Origin of the sequence: Micromonospora pisi, from assembly GCF_003633685.1 — a bacterium.
In the GTDB taxonomy this organism is placed as follows: Bacteria; Actinomycetota; Actinomycetes; order Mycobacteriales; family Micromonosporaceae; genus Micromonospora_G; species Micromonospora_G pisi.
Window position 1 is genome coordinate 2,589,408 of sequence record NZ_RBKT01000001.1, and the last position, 15,385, is coordinate 2,604,792.

The following is a 15,385-nucleotide window of genomic DNA, read 5'->3' on the forward strand; positions in this document are numbered from 1 at the left end:
CACCGCGCCGCCGACCTCACCGCACGCCGGCCGACGGAGGTTCAGGTCGACCGGGTACGGAAGACCGCGTCCGGGTCGTACCGCTTCCGGGTCGCGAGTACCCGCTCACCCGTGGCACCCGGGTAGATCCGGGCGAAGGCGGCCGGGTCCGGCCTGCTCTCGAAGTTCACGTACGCCCCGTCCAGGTGTCCGGCCAGCGGCTGCCACGCCACGTCCAGTTCGGCGCCACGCTGCGCCGGAAAGATGGTGCCGACCACGAGGGCCTGCTGGTGCCGGTGGGCGTACGCGGTGGCGTCGGGCGCGACGTCGTTGACCGCACCGCCGACCGATCGCAGTTGCAGCAGCATCTGCTCCCGCCCGCTCGCCACGGCCATCACCGCCCCGGCGGTCTCGGCCGTCAAGGTGGGCAGCAGCCCGTTCGTGGTGAGCACCGACTGCTGCCCGGTGTTCGGGTGCAGATGCGCGGTGGAGACCAGGGCGGTGTACGGGGCGAGCTGTATCCGCTGTTCCAGCAGGTTGACGCCGATCTTGAGCAGCGGCGCGACGGCGGCTCGGATGAGGCCGGTGTCAGCGCTGGCGACCACCGCCTGGACGACCACCGCCGACCCGGTGCCGTACGGCACCACGCTCATCGCGGTGGAGAGTTCACGCGGGGCGGTCGCCAGGTACTCCGACCACCGGCGCAGCGTGTCGCCACGGCGATCGGCCTCCAGCACGACCTGCGCGTACCCGACGTCGGTCAGCTCGATGGCCTCGATCTCGAACGCCACCACGATGCCGAGTCCGGCACCGGCACCGCGTACCGCCCAGAAGAGTTCCGGCTCGTGGTCGGCGTCGGCCCGTACGGTGGTGCCGTCGGCGAGGACCAGTTCGACCGCGCGGACGTGGTCGATGGTCAGTCCGTACTGGCGGACCAGCCAGCCGACGCCCCCGCCGGTGGTGAGGCCGCCGACGCCGACGTTGCCGTGGTCACCGGAGCTGATCGCCAATCCGTACGGGGCGAGCGAGCGCGCGACCGTACCCCAGCGGGCCCCGGCCTCGACCCGGACGAGCCGGGAGGCCCGGTCGATCAGCTCGACCCGGTCCATCGCGGAGAGGTCGATGACGACGCCGCCGTTGTTGGCGGAGTCCCCGGCGAGGCCGTGCCCGCCGCTGCGGACGGCCACGGCCAGTCCCTGGTCCCGGGCGAACCGGAGGGCCGCGACCACCTCCTCGGTGCTCTCCGGGAGCAGCACGGCGGCGGGTTGGAAGCTCCTGGTGTAGGTGGATCGGAGCAGCGGGTAGCGGGCGTCGTCGGGTCCGACGATCCGCCCCCGCAACTGCTCCGGTACGGAACTCAGCCTGCTCATCGCCGGCCCCCTGACCCGTCGCCCCGCTGGCCACGGAGCTCCTGGACCCGCTGGCGTACGGCGGGCACCACCTCGGCGGCGAAGATCTCGGCCTGGCGCAGGTGTGCGGTCGCCGGCCAGAAGACAAACGTGTCGAAGCCGAGTTCGACCGCCCACGCGGCGAGTGTGTCGACCCAGAGTTCGACCGGTCCGACCAGCCCGGGGCCGGTGTACGAACCGATCGCGCCGATCACGTTGTAGACGCGGCGCACGGTCGCCGGGTCTCGACCGGCCTGGCGGGCGGCGGTGTCGATGAGCTGTTGCCGGGAGGGGACCTCGTCCGGCCGGACGTAGATGTTCAGTGGCGAGATCCACCCGTCGCTCGACCGTCCGGTGACCGCGAGCATTCTCGACTTCTGGCTACCGAGCCAGAGGGGAACCGGGGCGGGCGGGACGGGGCCGGCCTGGTAGCCGCCGATGTCGTGCTGTTCGCTGCGCAGACGTACCGCGCCGCCGGCCAGCGCCCGGCGCATGACCTGCAACGCCTCCTCGGTGTAGGCGACCATCTGGCGGCCGTCGCGGCGAAGGCCGCCCATCGCGGCGATGCCGTCGGCGGTGGCGCCGCCGCCGAGGCCGAGGATGATCCGGCCGCCGCTGAGCACGCTGAGCGAGGCGGCGGCCTTGGCCAGCATGGTCGGCGGGCGCAGTTGCAGGTCGGCCACGTCGGGGAAGAAGGCGATCCGTTCCGTCTCGGCGACCAGGTGACTGATCATCGTCCAGACGTCGAGGTAGCCGGGCTGGTACGGGTGGTCCTGCACGGCGAGGTAGTCCAAGCCGCCGGCGGCGGCGTGCCGCGCCATCTGTCGGGTTTCGGGGAGCCGGTCGACCGCTGGGTCGAGGCTCAATCCGAAGGTGATCGGGTGTCCGTAATCGGTCATGCGTCAACCCTCGGCAGCGGGCACCGGGTTGGCAAACTTGAGATTAGCTACTTACATTAGGTAAGTGACTCAGCAGACGACGCCCGCCGCTACCCCACCCGGACAGCACGAGCGCATCGACGATCTCTCCTGCCGCAGCTTCCAGGGGGCGCTCGAGCTGGTCGGACGTCGCTGGACCGGTGCGATCCTGCTCGCCGGGCTGCGCGGCGCCCGCCGGTTCGGCGAGTACCGCACGATGGTCGGCGGCGGCATCTCCGACCGCCTGCTCGCCCAGCGTCTCAAGGAACTCGAGGCCGAGGGCCTGATCGAACGTACGGTGATCCCGAGCACCCCGGTGCAGATCCGCTACGCGCTCACCGGCGAGGGCCGGGAACTGATGTCCGTCCTGCAACCCCTGGTGGCCTGGAGTCTTCGGCGCTCGTCGGACAACCCTGCCCACACGTGACCTTCCCGGCACCTGGCAACCACCCCCGGCCAGGGAGTCGGACGCGGCACCCCGGAGGTGGTCACGGCGCCGGTGGCCGCCGCTACGGACCGGTCCGCGCACGGTCATGCCCCCGTACCGGTCGTCGGTCGGGGGCATGATCCGGAGGGTCCGTGTCGCCGGTCAGCTCTGCTGGTCGAGGACGTGCTGGGCGAGCAGCTCACCGTGCTTCTCGGCGGACACGTGTCCCGCCTCCAACTGCTGACGGGCCTGGCCGCGCAGTTCGGCCATCGCGGGGTTGCTCTCGGCCATGGTCAGCTCGATCTCACTGACGTGCAGCTCCATACCGAACAGGTCACCGAAGATCCGGCGGTAGTACGGCGTGGCGTGGTCCCAGCCCTCGCGTGGGGTGCCGGGGCCGTAGCCGCCGCCCCGGGCGGTGATCAGTGCCGCCGGGCGCCCGGCCAGTGGCGGTTGCCCCGTCCCCATCCGCGGGTCGGTGAGCAGCAGGTCGATCCAGTTCTTCACGTGCTGGGAGACGCCGTAGTTGTAGAGCGGGACGGCGAGCAGGTACGCCTCGGCCGCGAGCAGTTCATCGAAGAGTGCGGTCCTGAGCGCGACTGACTCGGCCTGCTCGTCGGTGCGCTGGTCGGCCGGGACGAATCCGGCGGAGACCGCCGAGGTCCAGGCGTGCGGCGGCAGGGGCGACGCGACCAGGTCACGCCGGGTGATCAGGCCGGACGGGTGGGTGCGCAGCCACGCCTTCTCGGCGGTGTCGGCGACCGCGCGGGTGGTGGAGCGCTCGCCCTGGATGCTCGAGTCGAGTCGGAACAGGCTCATTGCTTTCCTCCAAATTATTCTGCGTTGCAGACTAAAGTATTGGCAGATAATCCAGGATGCAGCATGACTGTGACTCAGATCATCTGCACTATCGCACTACCGCTGAACAGAAGATCTGTTGAACAGATTATCTTTTCGGATCGCTATGCTGGGGGTGTGTCCCACGATGCAGCCACCACGCCGAACGCCCCCGGTTCCTCCGACCGGGGCGAGCAGGTCGCGGCCGACCTGCTCAAGGACGACTTCGGCTGGGCCCTCGGAGTCATCCTGCGGCGCTACTCGAAGGCGGTCGGGGAGCTCCTCGACGACGTCCCCGGCGGCGCCCGGGGCTACCAGGTCGTCGCCTCGGCGAGCCAGAACCTCGCCATGAACCAGGGCGCGCTCGGCGCCCAACTCGGCATCGACCGGACCGTCCTCACCTACCTGATCGACGACCTGGAAGCCGCCGGCCTCGTCGCCCGCCAGCCGGACCCGAGCGACCGACGCAGCCGCAGGGTGGTCGCCACCGAAGCCGGTCGGACCCTCTGGCAGGACCGGCGCAACGCCCTCACCACCGCCGAAACGGAGATCCTCTCCGTCCTCGGCAACGAGCAGCCGGCTTTCAAGGAACTGCTCCAGCGGGTCGCCACGCACGCCGACCGCCTCGACCCACTGCACAACGCCTGCCAGGTGGTGGAAGAGCTCACCGAGCCACGCGGCGGGCGCCGGCGGCGCCGTACCTCCTGACCGCCGAGAGTTCGCCGGCCCTGTGCGGTAGCGTCACCCCGCGACCCGACAAACCGAGCAGAACCAGGAGAAGTACGTGGCAACGGAACTTCAGCCGGCAGTCCGGACCCTCGTCGACGCGGCCAACGCGAACGACCTGCCGGCCTTCCTCGCCGGGTTCACCACCGACGGTGTGGTCGACGACTGGGGCCGGGAGTTCCAGGGCGCCGAACGGATCAGCGCCTGGAGCGACGCCGAGTTCATCGGCAAGCAGGTCAGCCTCGATGTACGGGACGTACGGCAGCACGGCGAGGAGACCGTGGTCGTCGCCGAGGTCGGTGGGAACGGCTTCAACGGCCCGAGCACCTTCGCGTTCCGGATGGCCGGCGACCGGGTCTCCCGGATGACCATCCGCGCCTGACCACGGGCCGCGTTACAGCAGGTCCTCCACGGTGATCGGAAGGTGCCGCACCCGGCGCCCGGTGGCGTGGTGCACCGCGTTCGCGATCGCCGCACCCGAGCCGACGATGCCGATCTCCCCGACCCCCTTGACGCCGAGCGGGTTGACCACGGTGTCGGTGACCTCGATGGTCTCCACCACCACGTCCGGCACGTCGGAGTTGACCGGGATCAGATAGTCCCCGAGGCTCGGGTTCGCCCAGCGACCGAGGCGGGCGTCCATCTGGCTCGCCTCCAGCAACGCGTGGCTCAGCCCCCAGAGCATCCCGCCCATGAGCTGGCTGTGCGCGGTCTTGCGGTTCAACACCCGGCCCGGCGCGAAGACCCCCACCATCCGGCGTACCCGAATCAGGCCGAGGTCGGCGTCGACGGCGACCTCGGCGAACTGCGCGCCGAAGGTGTGCAGTCCGTACCCGGGGTCCGGCGGTGGCGGAGTCCAGACGCCCAACGCCTCGACGTCCGGGGTGAACTGCCGCGACAGCATCTCGGCGTAGGTCTCGCCGACATCGGGCCGATCCCGTAGCCGCATCCGCCCGTCCTCGACCGACACCGCGCCCGGATCCGCGCCGTGCAGCGGCGACTGCGCGTCCGCGACGGCCCGCCCGACGAGTTCGTCGCGCAGTTGCGTGGACGCGAGGTGCACCGCCGCGCTGACCGCGCCGGTGCCGGCGGATCCGACCGCGGCGGTGATGTTCGGCAGGTCGCTGCCGCCACCGATGAACCGGACCCGCTCGACCGGCAGGCCGAGTCCGTCGGCGGCGACCTGGGTCATCGCGGTGGTCACGCCGGTGCCGAACTCCGACACGCCCGCCTCGACCACCGCGCTGCCGTCGCTGTAGAGCCGGGCCCGCGCCCGCTGCGGATTCGGGGGCGCCACATGCGGGTACGCGGACGCGGCCACCCCCCAACCGATCAACGTCCGCCCCTGCCTGCGGGTGCCCGGGTTCGGGTCACGCCCGGCCCAGCCGAAGAGGTCCGCGCCCCGCTGGAAGCACTCGCGGATGCCGTTGCTCGACCACGGGCGGCCACTGGTCGGGTCGGTGTCCGCGAAGTTACGCAGCCGCAGCTCGATCGGGTCGACCCCGATCCGCTCGGCGAGTTCGTCCATCGCGCACTCCAGGGCGAAGATCCCCGTCGCCTCCCCCGGGCCGCGCATGAACGTCGGGGTGATGGTGTTTCCCTTGGCGATCCGGTAGATCCCCTCGTAGTTGGGCGTGGCGTAGAGGATCCCGGGCGACTGCAGCGAGGTCTCCGCCCAGTCGTCGAAGTGTGAGGTGATGGAGAGCTTGTGATGACGCAGCGCGGTCAACCGGCCCTCCGCGTCGACACCGAGGGTGAGGTGCTGCTCCTGCTCCTCGCGATGCCCGCAGGAATGGAACATCTGCTCCCGGTTCAGGGAGAGCCGGACCGGCCGCCCCACCTGGCGGGCGGCGAGCGCGGCCAGGGTGACATGTGGCCAGATCATCGCCTTGCTGCCGAAGCTGCCGCCGACGAACTCGCTGACCACCTTGATCTGGGTGGGCGAGATGCCGAGCAGCGCCGCCACGGTCAACTGGGTGGCGGTCGGTCCCTGGGTGGAGTCGTAGATGGTGAGCCGGTGGACGTCGTCCCAGACCACGGTGCTGGCCGAGGGCTCGATCGGGTTCTGGTGATTGGCCGAGAACCGGTAGGTCACGTCGACCTGAGCCGTCGCCTGGCCGAGGCCGGCCTCGACGTCACCTCGGGCAAACCGGCCCGGCAGCATCCCACCGAAGATCCGCTCCGGCTCGTACGCCTGGTCGCGTACCTGGTCGAGGGTGGTTTTGGACGGCGTCTCCTCGTAGTCGACGCGGAGCAGACTGGCCGCGTGCTCGGCACGTTCGACCGTGTCGGCGACCACGATGGCCACCGGCTGCCCGGCGTAGTGCACCACGTCGTCCTGCATCGGGAAGTAGCTCTGTCCGGGGGCCGCCATCCCGGCCAGCGAGGGCAGCAGTTTCGGCGTGCCGGGGATCTTCGGCAGGTTGAGGTGGGTGAGTACGGCGATCAGCCCGTCGGCCCGTTGCGCCGCGCCGGTGTCGATCGAGACGATTCGCCCGCTCGCCACCCGGGCGCCGACCAGGACCGCGTGCACCAGTCCGGGCAGGACCAGTTCGGCGGTGTAGCGGGCGGCGCCGCTGACCTTCGCCCGACCGTCGACCCGGTCGAGGGTGGTGCCGATCGCCGGGCTCATGCCGCGCCTCCCGTTCCCACACCTTGTCGCCAGTCGTCGGCGGTGACCATCTCCAGGGCCCGTACGATGCTGCGCCGGGCAAGTTCGATTTTGTATTCGTTCATCCCGTGCGAGATCGCCGGCAGCAGTTCCGCCCGCGCCGCCTCGCCGAAGTTCTGCACCGTCGCGGGTGCCCCGGTCAGCAGCCGCTCGGCCTGACGGGCCCGCCACGGCTTGGTGGCCACACCACCGAGCGCGATCCGTACGTCGCTGATCCGGTCGCCCTCCAACGAGATCGCGACCGCGACCGAGGCGAGCGCGAACTCGTACGAGTCCCGGTCACGGACCTTGAGGTAGAGCGACCGGTCCGCCACCGGGCTGGGCGGCACCTCGATCTCGACGATGAGTTCGCCGTGGCCGAGCGGGTGCTCACGTTCCGGGGTCTGGTCGGGCAACAGGAAGAAGTCGTCGATGCCGATCTCGCGCCGGCCGGAGGAGCTTTCGGTGTGCACCACGGCGTCGAGCGCGACCAGCGCGACAGCGAGGTCGGAGGGGTGGGTGGCGATGCACTTGTCGCTCGTACCGAGGACCGCGTGCTCCCGGTTGACGCCGTGCAGCGCGGCGCACCCGCTGCCCGGCGTCCGCTTGTTGCAGCCGGCGGCGAGGTCGCGGAAGTAGCCACACCGGACCCGCTGCATCAGGTTGCCGCCGATCGAGGCCATGTTGCGCAGCTGCGGGGAGGCGCCGAGCAGCAGGGACTGGGAGATCACCGGGAACCATGTCCGGACCAGCGGGGCCTGGGCCACGTCGCTCATCCGGGCCAGGGCGCCGATCCGTAGCCCGCCCCCGGGTGTCGGGTCGACCTGGCGCAGCGGCAGGTCGTTGATGTCGACCAGCCGGCCGGGCTGTTCGACGTAGATGCGCAGCAGGTCGACCTGGGTGGTGCCGCCGGCGAGGAAGGAGCTGTCCGCGTCCGCGCTGACGACGCCGACGGCGGTGGCGATGTCGGCCACCCGCGAGTAACTAACGGGTCGCATCGGTCCCCCCGACGCCCATTTCGTCGCGGACCTGCCGGATCGCGGCCCGGATGTGCGGGTACGCCGCACAGCGGCAGAGGTTGCCGCTCATCCACTCGCGGATGTTCGCGTCGTCGGGCTGGTGCCCCTCGTGCAGGAAGGCCACCGCCGACATGATCTGACCAGGGGTGCAGTAGCCGCACTGGAACGCGTCCCGCTCGATGAAGGCGGCCTGCATGGGGTGCAGTTCGCCATCCTGGGCGAGTCCCTCGATCGTGGTGATCTCCCGGGCCTCGCAGGTGATCGCCAGGGTCAGGCAGGCGAGCACCCGCCGCTTGTCGACCCAGACCGTGCAGGCGCCGCAGGCGCCCTGGTTGCAGCCCTTCTTCGTGCCGGTGAGGTCGAGCCGGTCGCGGAGCGCGTCCAGCAGGCTCACCCGGGGCTCGATCGGAATGGTCCGTGGCACTCCGTTCACGGAGAGCGTGATCATGACTTCCCCCGGGCCGCGTACGACCGCGGTGTCCGCGGTCCCCACCGCCCCCACGTACGACTTCACGTCGCACCACCCCCGCTCCTGGTCCAGGCGAGAGTATCGAGAAATCAGGCTGTATCAGACAAAACCCTTCAAATGCCTCTAGGGCTTGCCGCTACCGGGCGCCCGCCCCGGACCACCCGTTCCCAGCCACCAACGACGCCGTCACACCAGGGCCGGCGTGCCGCCGAGCGGCAAGCCACGCAGGCGGGCGGCGTCCTGGCTGGGCGGCGCGCCGAACTGGCGGCGGTACTCGCGGCTGAACTGGGACGGGCTGTCGTAGCCCACCCGCATGCCGACACCGGCGACGTCGTGGGGATGCGTGGCGAGCAGGAGCCGGGCCTCCTGCAACCGGATCTGTTTCTGGAACTGAATCGGGCTCATCGCGGTGACCGCCTGGAAGTTGCGGTAGAAGGCGGACGCGCTCATGCCGGACATCTGTGCCACGTCCTCCACCCGGAATGCCTGCATGTAGTGGTCACGGATCCACCGGACCGCCCGTGCGACGTGGGTGAGACTGCTGTCGGCGAGGCCGAGTTGGCGGACGACGGCACCCTGCTCGCTGGTGATCAGCCGCCAGAGGACCTCCCGTTTGACCAGTGGCGCGAGCACGGCGCGGTCGCGTGGCTGGTCGAGCAGGCGCAGCAGCCTGATCACCGCGTCGAGGAGCTCGTCGGACGCGTCACTGACGGCCAGGCCGGACGGCACGCCACTGCCGGCGGGCGGAATGTCACCGGGGGCCGCCTGCAACAGCAACTCGGCAACGGCGGCCGGCTGCAGGGTCAGGCCGAAGCCCAGCGCCGGCCACTCGGGGCTGGCCTCGGTGAAGTGGCCGGTGATCGGCAGATCGACCGAGGCGACGAGGTACTGGCCCGCGCGGTACTCGTACACACGGTCGCCGAGTGCGATCCGTTTCGCGCCCTGCGCGATGAGTGCCATCACGGTGCCCGACATCGACGCTGACGGCGGTGGCGGCTGCTCGACCTTCGAGATCAGGACACCGTCGATGGCGGTGGTCATGTCCGGTCGGACGTGCCGGGCGAGCAGGGTACGCAGCTCATCAAGGCTCATGCACCGATTGAAGCACGGAACGATACTCGCGACAAAAGTAGGATCAGGCAAGAGGTAAGGAGCATCCTTCTAACGTTTGTGCTGGTCACGGTGGTTTGATGAGTAGGTCGATGTCGCAGGAACACGCGACAGTCCCACGAATGAGGAGATGCACCGATGATCGTCAACCACGGTTTCCACGCCACCATGACCGCGCAGCCCGGCAAGGGCGACGAACTGGTCGAGTTCCTCCTCGACGCGCCGTCCCTGCCGCACCCCGACTGCGTTGTCTTCCTGGTCAGCCGCTCGGCCGGCAACCGCGACATCGTCCACGTCACCGAAGGCTGGACCAGCGCGGACGCTCACCGCAGGTTCTTCGCGACCGAGGAAGCCACGGCACTGGTCGCGAAGCTCCAGCCACTGCTCGCCGGCGAGTCCCAGTACGCCGACGAGGTACCGGTCGGCGGTAAGGCCGCCTTCTGAGCCCCGCCGCCCAGACGACCCGCCCCCTCAAGGTCAACCCGCTCCCCCTCCACGAAGGAACCACCATGACGCTCGCACGCCCCCACACCGACCCCGAACTGCGCGCACTTCTCGCCGACATGCCACTCATGCCCCAGCTCAACACCGAGGTACTCGCGCAGATCCGCCAATTCCCGCCGACCCCGATCGAGACCCTGCTCGAAGGCCGCTCCGTCGACCGCCGCGAGGTCACCATCCCCAGCCCGGACGGCGCGCGGATCCCACTGGAGATCCTCCGTCCGGCCGGAGCCGGCCGCTCCACGACGGCAGCGCCCTGCGTCTACTGGATCCACGGCGGCGGAATGGTGATGGGAGATCGCTTCTCCCAGATCGACATCCCACTCGAATGGCTCGACCGGTTCGGTGCCGTCGTGGTCTCCGTGGACTACCGGCTGGCACCGGAGGCCACCGGCACAACACTGGTCGACGACTGCTACCAAGGTCTGCTCTGGGTCGCCGAGCACGCCGACGAACTGGGCATCGACCCCACCCGGATCATCGTCGCGGGCACCAGCGCCGGCGGCGGCCTCGCCGCCGGGGTCACCCTCATGGCACGGGACCGGAACACCCCGGCGATCGCCGCCCAGATCCTGATCTACCCCATGCTCGACCACCGCAACGACACCACCTCAAGCCAGCAGTACTCCGGCGGCCCGGGCGTCTGGACCCGCGAGATGAACGAATTCGGATGGCGATCGGTGCTCGGCGACCTCGCCGACGAGAACGTGCCCAGCTACATCTCACCCGCGCTCGCCGACGACCTCTCGGGCCTGCCCACCACCTACATCGACGCCGGTACGGCCGAGGTCTTCCGCGACGAGGACGTCAACTACGCGACACGGATCTGGGCGGCCGGCGGCCAGGCCGAACTGCACGTCTGGGCGGGCGGCTTCCACGGATTCGACGCCCTCTACCCGCAGGCACGGGTCTCAGCCGCCGCACGCCGCACGCGGGGCGACTGGCTCGACCGGATCCTGAACCCCGCCACCGACGCATAGGCGCCCGGATCCCGACGCGGTACGTGGTCCAGCCGGACGGTTCCCCCGACACCGTCCGGCCACCACGCGGTGCCTGGGCGGCGGAACATCCGTCCGGCGAGGGCAACGCCTTCCCCGATCCGGGCGACGCCTGACGGGCCGGGGCGACGCCTAACCGCCCCGGGTGCTGGCGTCCGGTTGCCGTTCGACCACCTCGTCGGGGAGATCGAGCTGCTCCCGGAGGGCGTCACGACCGAGCCCGGTGAGCGCGACCGCACGGCTGGTGCCGATCCGGGTGATCCAGCCGGCGTCGAACGCGTACCGGCAGAGCGCCGCGCCGACCGCCCCGGCTAGGTGCGGGCGCCGTTCGGTCCAGTCCAGGCACGAGCGAACCACCGGCCGCCGCCCGGATCCCGACGGTGGCAGGGCCACACCGAGCCCGCGCAGCCAGGCCGTACCCGGCTCGGTCAGGGTCAGTCCCCGCGCCCAGTCCAGGTGGCCACGGGCCGTCATCGCGTCGGCGATCCCCACACCGAGCTTGCCGGCGAGGTGGTCGTAGCAGGTACGCCCCTGCGCCAGCGCCCCCCGCTGACGCGCCATCGACAGTGAGCTGACCGGCTCGGGCCGGTGCGGCAGGTTAGCCGTGAGCAGCTCGATCAGTTCGGCGGTCCCCGGCCCGGCGAGCCGTACGTACCGGTGCCGCCCCTGCCGCTCCTGGGTCAGCAGCCCGCCGTCGACCAGCAGGTTCAGATGCCCGGTCGCGGTCGATGCCGCCACCTGGGCGTGCCGGGCCAGCTCGGTCGCGGTCCAGGCCCGGCCGTCGAGCAGGGCCAGGCAGATCGTCGCCCGGGTACGGTCGGCCAGCAGCCCGGCCAGGGCGGCCAGCCCGGCGCTCTGCTCGTGTGGGTGCCGGTTACCCATCGCCCACCCTGACCACGGCATCCTCCTCCGGAACGTGTGGCCCAGTCTGCGCCCGGCAGACTTCGGCCGACAACGAAGCGTGGCCCTGGAGGGGCCCGACGGGTGTGGTTTTCCGCATGCCGGCACCTGCGGTTCGCCCGGCGGACCTGGCGGCCCACCGCATGGTGACGCTCAGAATGGCCCCGTAACGTCTTTCCCGTGAATCGAACCTGGGATTACACCAGCTCGTTGCTCGCCGCCACCCCAGAGCCTGATTCGGGCGGGATCGTGGGTTTTGTCACCGGCCTGATGGAGACCCTCGGTGGTCCCGGTGCCGGGCTGGCGGTCGCCCTGGAGAACCTCTTCCCGCCCATCCCGAGCGAGGTGATCCTGCCGCTGGCCGGGTTCACCGCGAGCCAGGGCAACCTGAGCCTGTTCAGCGCGATCATCTGGACCACCATCGGTTCGGTGGTCGGCGCGCTCGCGCTCTACTACGTCGGTGCGTTGCTCGGCCGGGACCGGGTACGCGCGATCGCCGCGAAACTGCCGTTGGTGAAGCTCGCCGACGTCGACCGGACCGAGGCGTGGTTCCTGAAGCACGGGGTCCAGGCGGTCTTCTTCGGCCGGATGATCCCGGTCTTCCGCAGCCTCATCTCCATCCCGGCCGGGGTGGAACGGATGCGGGTCACGACGTTCCTGCTCTTCACCGCGCTGGGCAGCCTGATCTGGAACACCGTCTTCGTGCTGGCCGGTTACTTCCTCGGCGAGAACTGGCACGTGGTCGAGAGTTACGTCGGCGTACTCCAGAACATCGTGATCGCGGTCTGCGTGATCGCGGTCGGTTACTTCATCGTCACCCGCGTACGCCGCGCCAGGCAGGCGAAGCTGGCACCGGAGGAGGCGGACGAACCGGAGCAGCCCTGGCACGGGCAGCCGTGGGACGCACAGCCGGCGGCGGACCCGTACGCCGGGTATCCGGGTCAGGCCGATCCGGTCGCCCAGGCCCGCGCCGAGCGGGGCACCCTCTACGGCACCCCGCGCCAGCCCGGCGACCACTGGTGACCTGACTCCGGTGTAAGGAAGGGCCCCTTGTTATCGCTTTCTGTATAGGAAGGGGCCCTTCCTAACCGGCGTCTAGGCCCTCACCGGCTCCGGCTCCGGAACGCGCACCGCTACGACGGGCTGCGGGACCGCCGGGTCGCCGTGGGAGAGGCTGGGCAGCCAGCCGAGCCACCCGGGCAGATACCAGTTCCGCTCCCGGAGCAGGACCATCACCGAGGGGAGCAGCACGGCCCGGACGATGGTCGCGTCGATCAGCACCGCAACAGCCAGACCGAAACCGAGCTCCTTCATCGATACCAGCGACCCGGTGGTGAAGAGCCCGAAGACCGCGACCATCACCAGCGCGGCACTGGTGATCACCCCTGCGGTGCTCCGGATGCCTCGGGAGACCGCGAGCTTGGTCGGCCAGCCCCGGTCGTGTCCTTCGCGGATCCGGCTGAGCACGAAGACGTGGTAGTCCATCGAGAGCCCGAACAGGATCACGAAGAGGAAGAGCGGCACCCAGTTCGTGATCGACCCACTGGACTCGAAGCCGAGCGGTCCCTCACCCCAGCCGTGCTGGAAGACCAGGACCAGGAGGCCGTACGCGGCGGCGACGGAGAGCAGGTTGAGCGCTATCGCGGTGAACGCGACCACCAGTGACCGGAACGAGACGAGCAGCAGCAGGAACGCCAGCCCGAGCACGAACCCGAAGACCAGCGGGGCGCTGCGTCCCATCGCGTCGTTGTAGTCGACCGAGTCGGCCGCCCGCCCGGTCATCAGCGCCTCCGCACCGGCGACGCCGGCGAGGGCGCCCGGGAGGACGTCGTCGCGCACCGTCCGTACCGCCTGCTCGGAGGTGGCGTCGATGCCGGAGCCGGAGAGGCCGGCGCTGACGATCGCGACCGTACGGTCCGGGTTCACCTCGACCGTCACCGGCTCGTGCAGTGCGCCGGAGGCCAGTCCACGGGTCTTGATGTCGTCGATGACGCCGGTGACCGCAGGGCTGGTCACGTCGTCGGCCCGTACGGTGATCAGCGCCGGGTCGCCGCCGCCGGGGAAGGCGGTCTGGACCTGGAGGAAGGTGGCCAGCGCCGGGGAGGAGCCCTTCAGCGAGGTGATGTCCTCCTCGGCGGTCCGCATGCCGAGCGCCGGCACGGCCAGGGCGAGCAGTGTGGTCGTGGCGAGGACGGCGGCCAGCCCTGGCCGCCGGAGCACCACGCCGAGGAAGTGGCTCCAGCCGCGTCCGGTCGACCCGCGCTGGTAGAGGCCCGGCACCCGTCCGAGGTCGATCCGGTCGCCCAGCTTCGACAGCACCGCCGGCAGCACGGTGAGCGAGCCGAGGGCGGCGATCGCGACGACCAGGATGGTGCCGGTGGCGAGGCTGTTGAAGACGGTGTCCCGGGTCAGGAACATGCCGGCGGTCGCGACGATGACGGTCAGGGCGGAGATCAGCACCGCGCGGCCGGAGGTGGCCGCCGCGATCGCCAGCGCCCGTTCGGGGTCGGCGCCCTGTGCCCTTTCCTCCCGTTCCCGGCGCAGGTAGAACAGGCAGTAGTCGACGCCGACGGCGAGACCCATCAGCAGCATCAGGTGCATCGTGGTGTCGACCGCGGGGACCAGCCGGCTGGCCGCCGCGAGCAGGCCGATCGAGGCGGCGAACGCGGTCAGGGCCAGGCCCATCGGGAGTACGGCGGCGAGCAGCGCGCCGAACGCCACGATCAGGATGCCGAGCGTCACCGGGATGGAGAGCAGCGACAACCGGTGCATGTCGCCGGTCAGGATGGTGCCGATCGACTCGTCGATGCTCGCGTCTCCGGTCTGGGCGACCAGCAGGTCCGGATGCTCCCGTTGTACGCCGGCAACGGCGTCGCGTACGGGACCGACCCGGTCGGCGGCGGTGTCGGCCGGCCCGGTGAGGTCGAAGGTGACCAGCGCGGCGTGCCGGTCGGCCGAGACGGTGTCGGCGTTGACGTTCTCCGCCAGGCCGGTCCCCTCGACCGCGGTGACGGTGGCGGCGATCGCCTCCCGGAACGCGGGTGCGTCCACGTCGAGTGAGTCGCCACGGATCAGCACCATCTCCCCGGCCCGGTCGGGGAAACCGGCGGCGGCGATGAGATCGGTGGCCCGACCGGAGTCGCCGTGGCCGTACTGGCTGTCGGCGGCGTTGACGGTGCCGATCACGGCGCTGAGCGCGGTCGCCGCGATCACGAACAGCAGCCAGCCGAGGATGGCCGTGGTGCGGTGCCGGGCGCTCCAGCCGGCGATCCGCGCGGCGACGTTGCCGGCGGGCCTGCGTCGTGGTCCGGCGTACGGGTCCGGCCGGGCCGGCGGCGAGGGAACGGGCGTCATGGTCATGGTTCGACGCTATGAGCCGGGCGGCCCGGGATCGATCCAGCTCACACCCCGGTTGCCGGTAGGGCTGACCGGGTCGTCCGGGTAGGGCAGGCCCGACCGTCCGG

The 15,385-nt window shown here is 70.6% G+C and carries 15 protein-coding genes; 6 read left to right on the plus strand and 9 right to left on the minus strand.

Features of this window, described 5'->3' with window-relative positions:
- Positions 1–41 precede the first annotated feature (41 nt).
- Both BDK92_RS10435 and BDK92_RS10440 read right to left on the minus strand, forming a co-directional pair.
- Complete coding sequence (locus tag BDK92_RS10435) at positions 42–1,349, minus strand: FAD-binding oxidoreductase (RefSeq protein WP_121156534.1); 1,308 nt, start codon at positions 1,347–1,349, stop codon at positions 42–44.
- Positions 1,346–2,266, minus strand: a complete 921-nt coding sequence (locus tag BDK92_RS10440) for an LLM class flavin-dependent oxidoreductase (protein ID WP_121156535.1) — start codon at positions 2,264–2,266, stop codon at positions 1,346–1,348. Before BDK92_RS10440 ends, BDK92_RS10435 begins: the two co-directional genes overlap by 4 nt.
- A gap of 64 nt (positions 2,267–2,330) precedes the next feature.
- On the opposite strand from BDK92_RS10440, the gene BDK92_RS10445 reads away from it, so the two are divergent.
- Positions 2,331–2,711 (plus strand): winged helix-turn-helix transcriptional regulator, encoded by a 381-nt coding sequence (locus tag BDK92_RS10445; RefSeq protein WP_121156536.1) that lies wholly within the window; start codon positions 2,331–2,333, stop codon positions 2,709–2,711.
- A 162-nt stretch (positions 2,712–2,873) separates the two neighbouring features.
- Here the strand turns inward: BDK92_RS10445 and BDK92_RS10450 are convergent, their stop codons facing one another.
- Positions 2,874–3,530, minus strand: coding sequence for an FMN-dependent NADH-azoreductase (locus BDK92_RS10450; protein ID WP_121156537.1), 657 nt, complete (start codon positions 3,528–3,530; stop codon positions 2,874–2,876).
- A gap of 156 nt (positions 3,531–3,686) precedes the next feature.
- Here BDK92_RS10450 and BDK92_RS10455 point away from each other — a divergent pair, with 156 nt between their 5' ends.
- Together BDK92_RS10455 and BDK92_RS10460 are read left to right on the plus strand one after the other, a co-directional pair.
- Positions 3,687–4,256, plus strand: coding sequence for a MarR family winged helix-turn-helix transcriptional regulator (locus BDK92_RS10455; RefSeq protein ID WP_246016945.1), 570 nt, complete (start codon positions 3,687–3,689; stop codon positions 4,254–4,256).
- A 76-nt stretch (positions 4,257–4,332) separates the two neighbouring features.
- Positions 4,333–4,656, plus strand: coding sequence for a nuclear transport factor 2 family protein (locus tag BDK92_RS10460; RefSeq protein ID WP_121156539.1), 324 nt, complete (start codon positions 4,333–4,335; stop codon positions 4,654–4,656).
- A 12-nt stretch (positions 4,657–4,668) separates the two neighbouring features.
- On the opposite strand, the gene BDK92_RS10465 is transcribed toward BDK92_RS10460, so the two are convergent.
- The 4 genes from BDK92_RS10465 to BDK92_RS10480 all read right to left on the minus strand — a co-directional run bounded on the left by BDK92_RS10465 (position 4,669) and on the right by BDK92_RS10480 (position 9,504).
- The gene (locus BDK92_RS10465) at positions 4,669–6,906 is read right to left on the minus strand and encodes a xanthine dehydrogenase family protein molybdopterin-binding subunit (protein ID WP_121156540.1); all 2,238 of its coding nucleotides are present in this window, start codon (positions 6,904–6,906) and stop codon (positions 4,669–4,671) included.
- Complete coding sequence (locus BDK92_RS10470) at positions 6,903–7,922, minus strand: FAD binding domain-containing protein (RefSeq protein ID WP_121156541.1); 1,020 nt, start codon at positions 7,920–7,922, stop codon at positions 6,903–6,905. The genes BDK92_RS10465 and BDK92_RS10470 overlap by 4 nt, the downstream gene beginning before the upstream one ends.
- Complete coding sequence (locus BDK92_RS10475) at positions 7,909–8,391, minus strand: (2Fe-2S)-binding protein (protein WP_121161929.1); 483 nt, start codon at positions 8,389–8,391, stop codon at positions 7,909–7,911. Before BDK92_RS10475 ends, BDK92_RS10470 begins: the two co-directional genes overlap by 14 nt.
- A gap of 207 nt (positions 8,392–8,598) precedes the next feature.
- Entirely contained in the window at positions 8,599–9,504 is a 906-nt protein-coding gene (locus tag BDK92_RS10480; protein ID WP_121156542.1) for an AraC family transcriptional regulator, read from the minus strand.
- Positions 9,505–9,660: 156 nt separating this feature from the next.
- Here BDK92_RS10480 and BDK92_RS10485 point away from each other — a divergent pair, with 156 nt between their 5' ends.
- Both BDK92_RS10485 and BDK92_RS10490 read left to right on the plus strand, forming a co-directional pair.
- Entirely contained in the window at positions 9,661–9,966 is a 306-nt protein-coding gene (locus tag BDK92_RS10485; RefSeq protein WP_121156543.1) for a putative quinol monooxygenase, read from the plus strand.
- Positions 9,967–10,031: 65 nt separating this feature from the next.
- Entirely contained in the window at positions 10,032–11,003 is a 972-nt protein-coding gene (locus tag BDK92_RS10490; RefSeq protein WP_121156544.1) for an alpha/beta hydrolase, read from the plus strand.
- Between the two features lie 150 nt (positions 11,004–11,153).
- Here the strand turns inward: BDK92_RS10490 and BDK92_RS10495 are convergent, their stop codons facing one another.
- A complete protein-coding gene (locus BDK92_RS10495) occupies positions 11,154–11,903 on the minus strand; it encodes an ArsR/SmtB family transcription factor (protein ID WP_121156545.1) in 750 nt (249 codons plus the stop codon).
- A gap of 198 nt (positions 11,904–12,101) precedes the next feature.
- On the opposite strand from BDK92_RS10495, the gene BDK92_RS10500 reads away from it, so the two are divergent.
- Complete coding sequence (locus tag BDK92_RS10500; RefSeq protein ID WP_425462220.1) at positions 12,102–12,944, plus strand: DedA family protein; 843 nt, start codon at positions 12,102–12,104, stop codon at positions 12,942–12,944.
- Positions 12,945–13,016: 72 nt separating this feature from the next.
- Here BDK92_RS10500 and BDK92_RS10505 read toward each other — a convergent pair whose 3' ends face one another.
- Complete coding sequence (locus BDK92_RS10505; RefSeq protein WP_246016947.1) at positions 13,017–15,281, minus strand: MMPL family transporter; 2,265 nt, start codon at positions 15,279–15,281, stop codon at positions 13,017–13,019.
- Positions 15,282–15,385 lie beyond the last annotated feature (104 nt).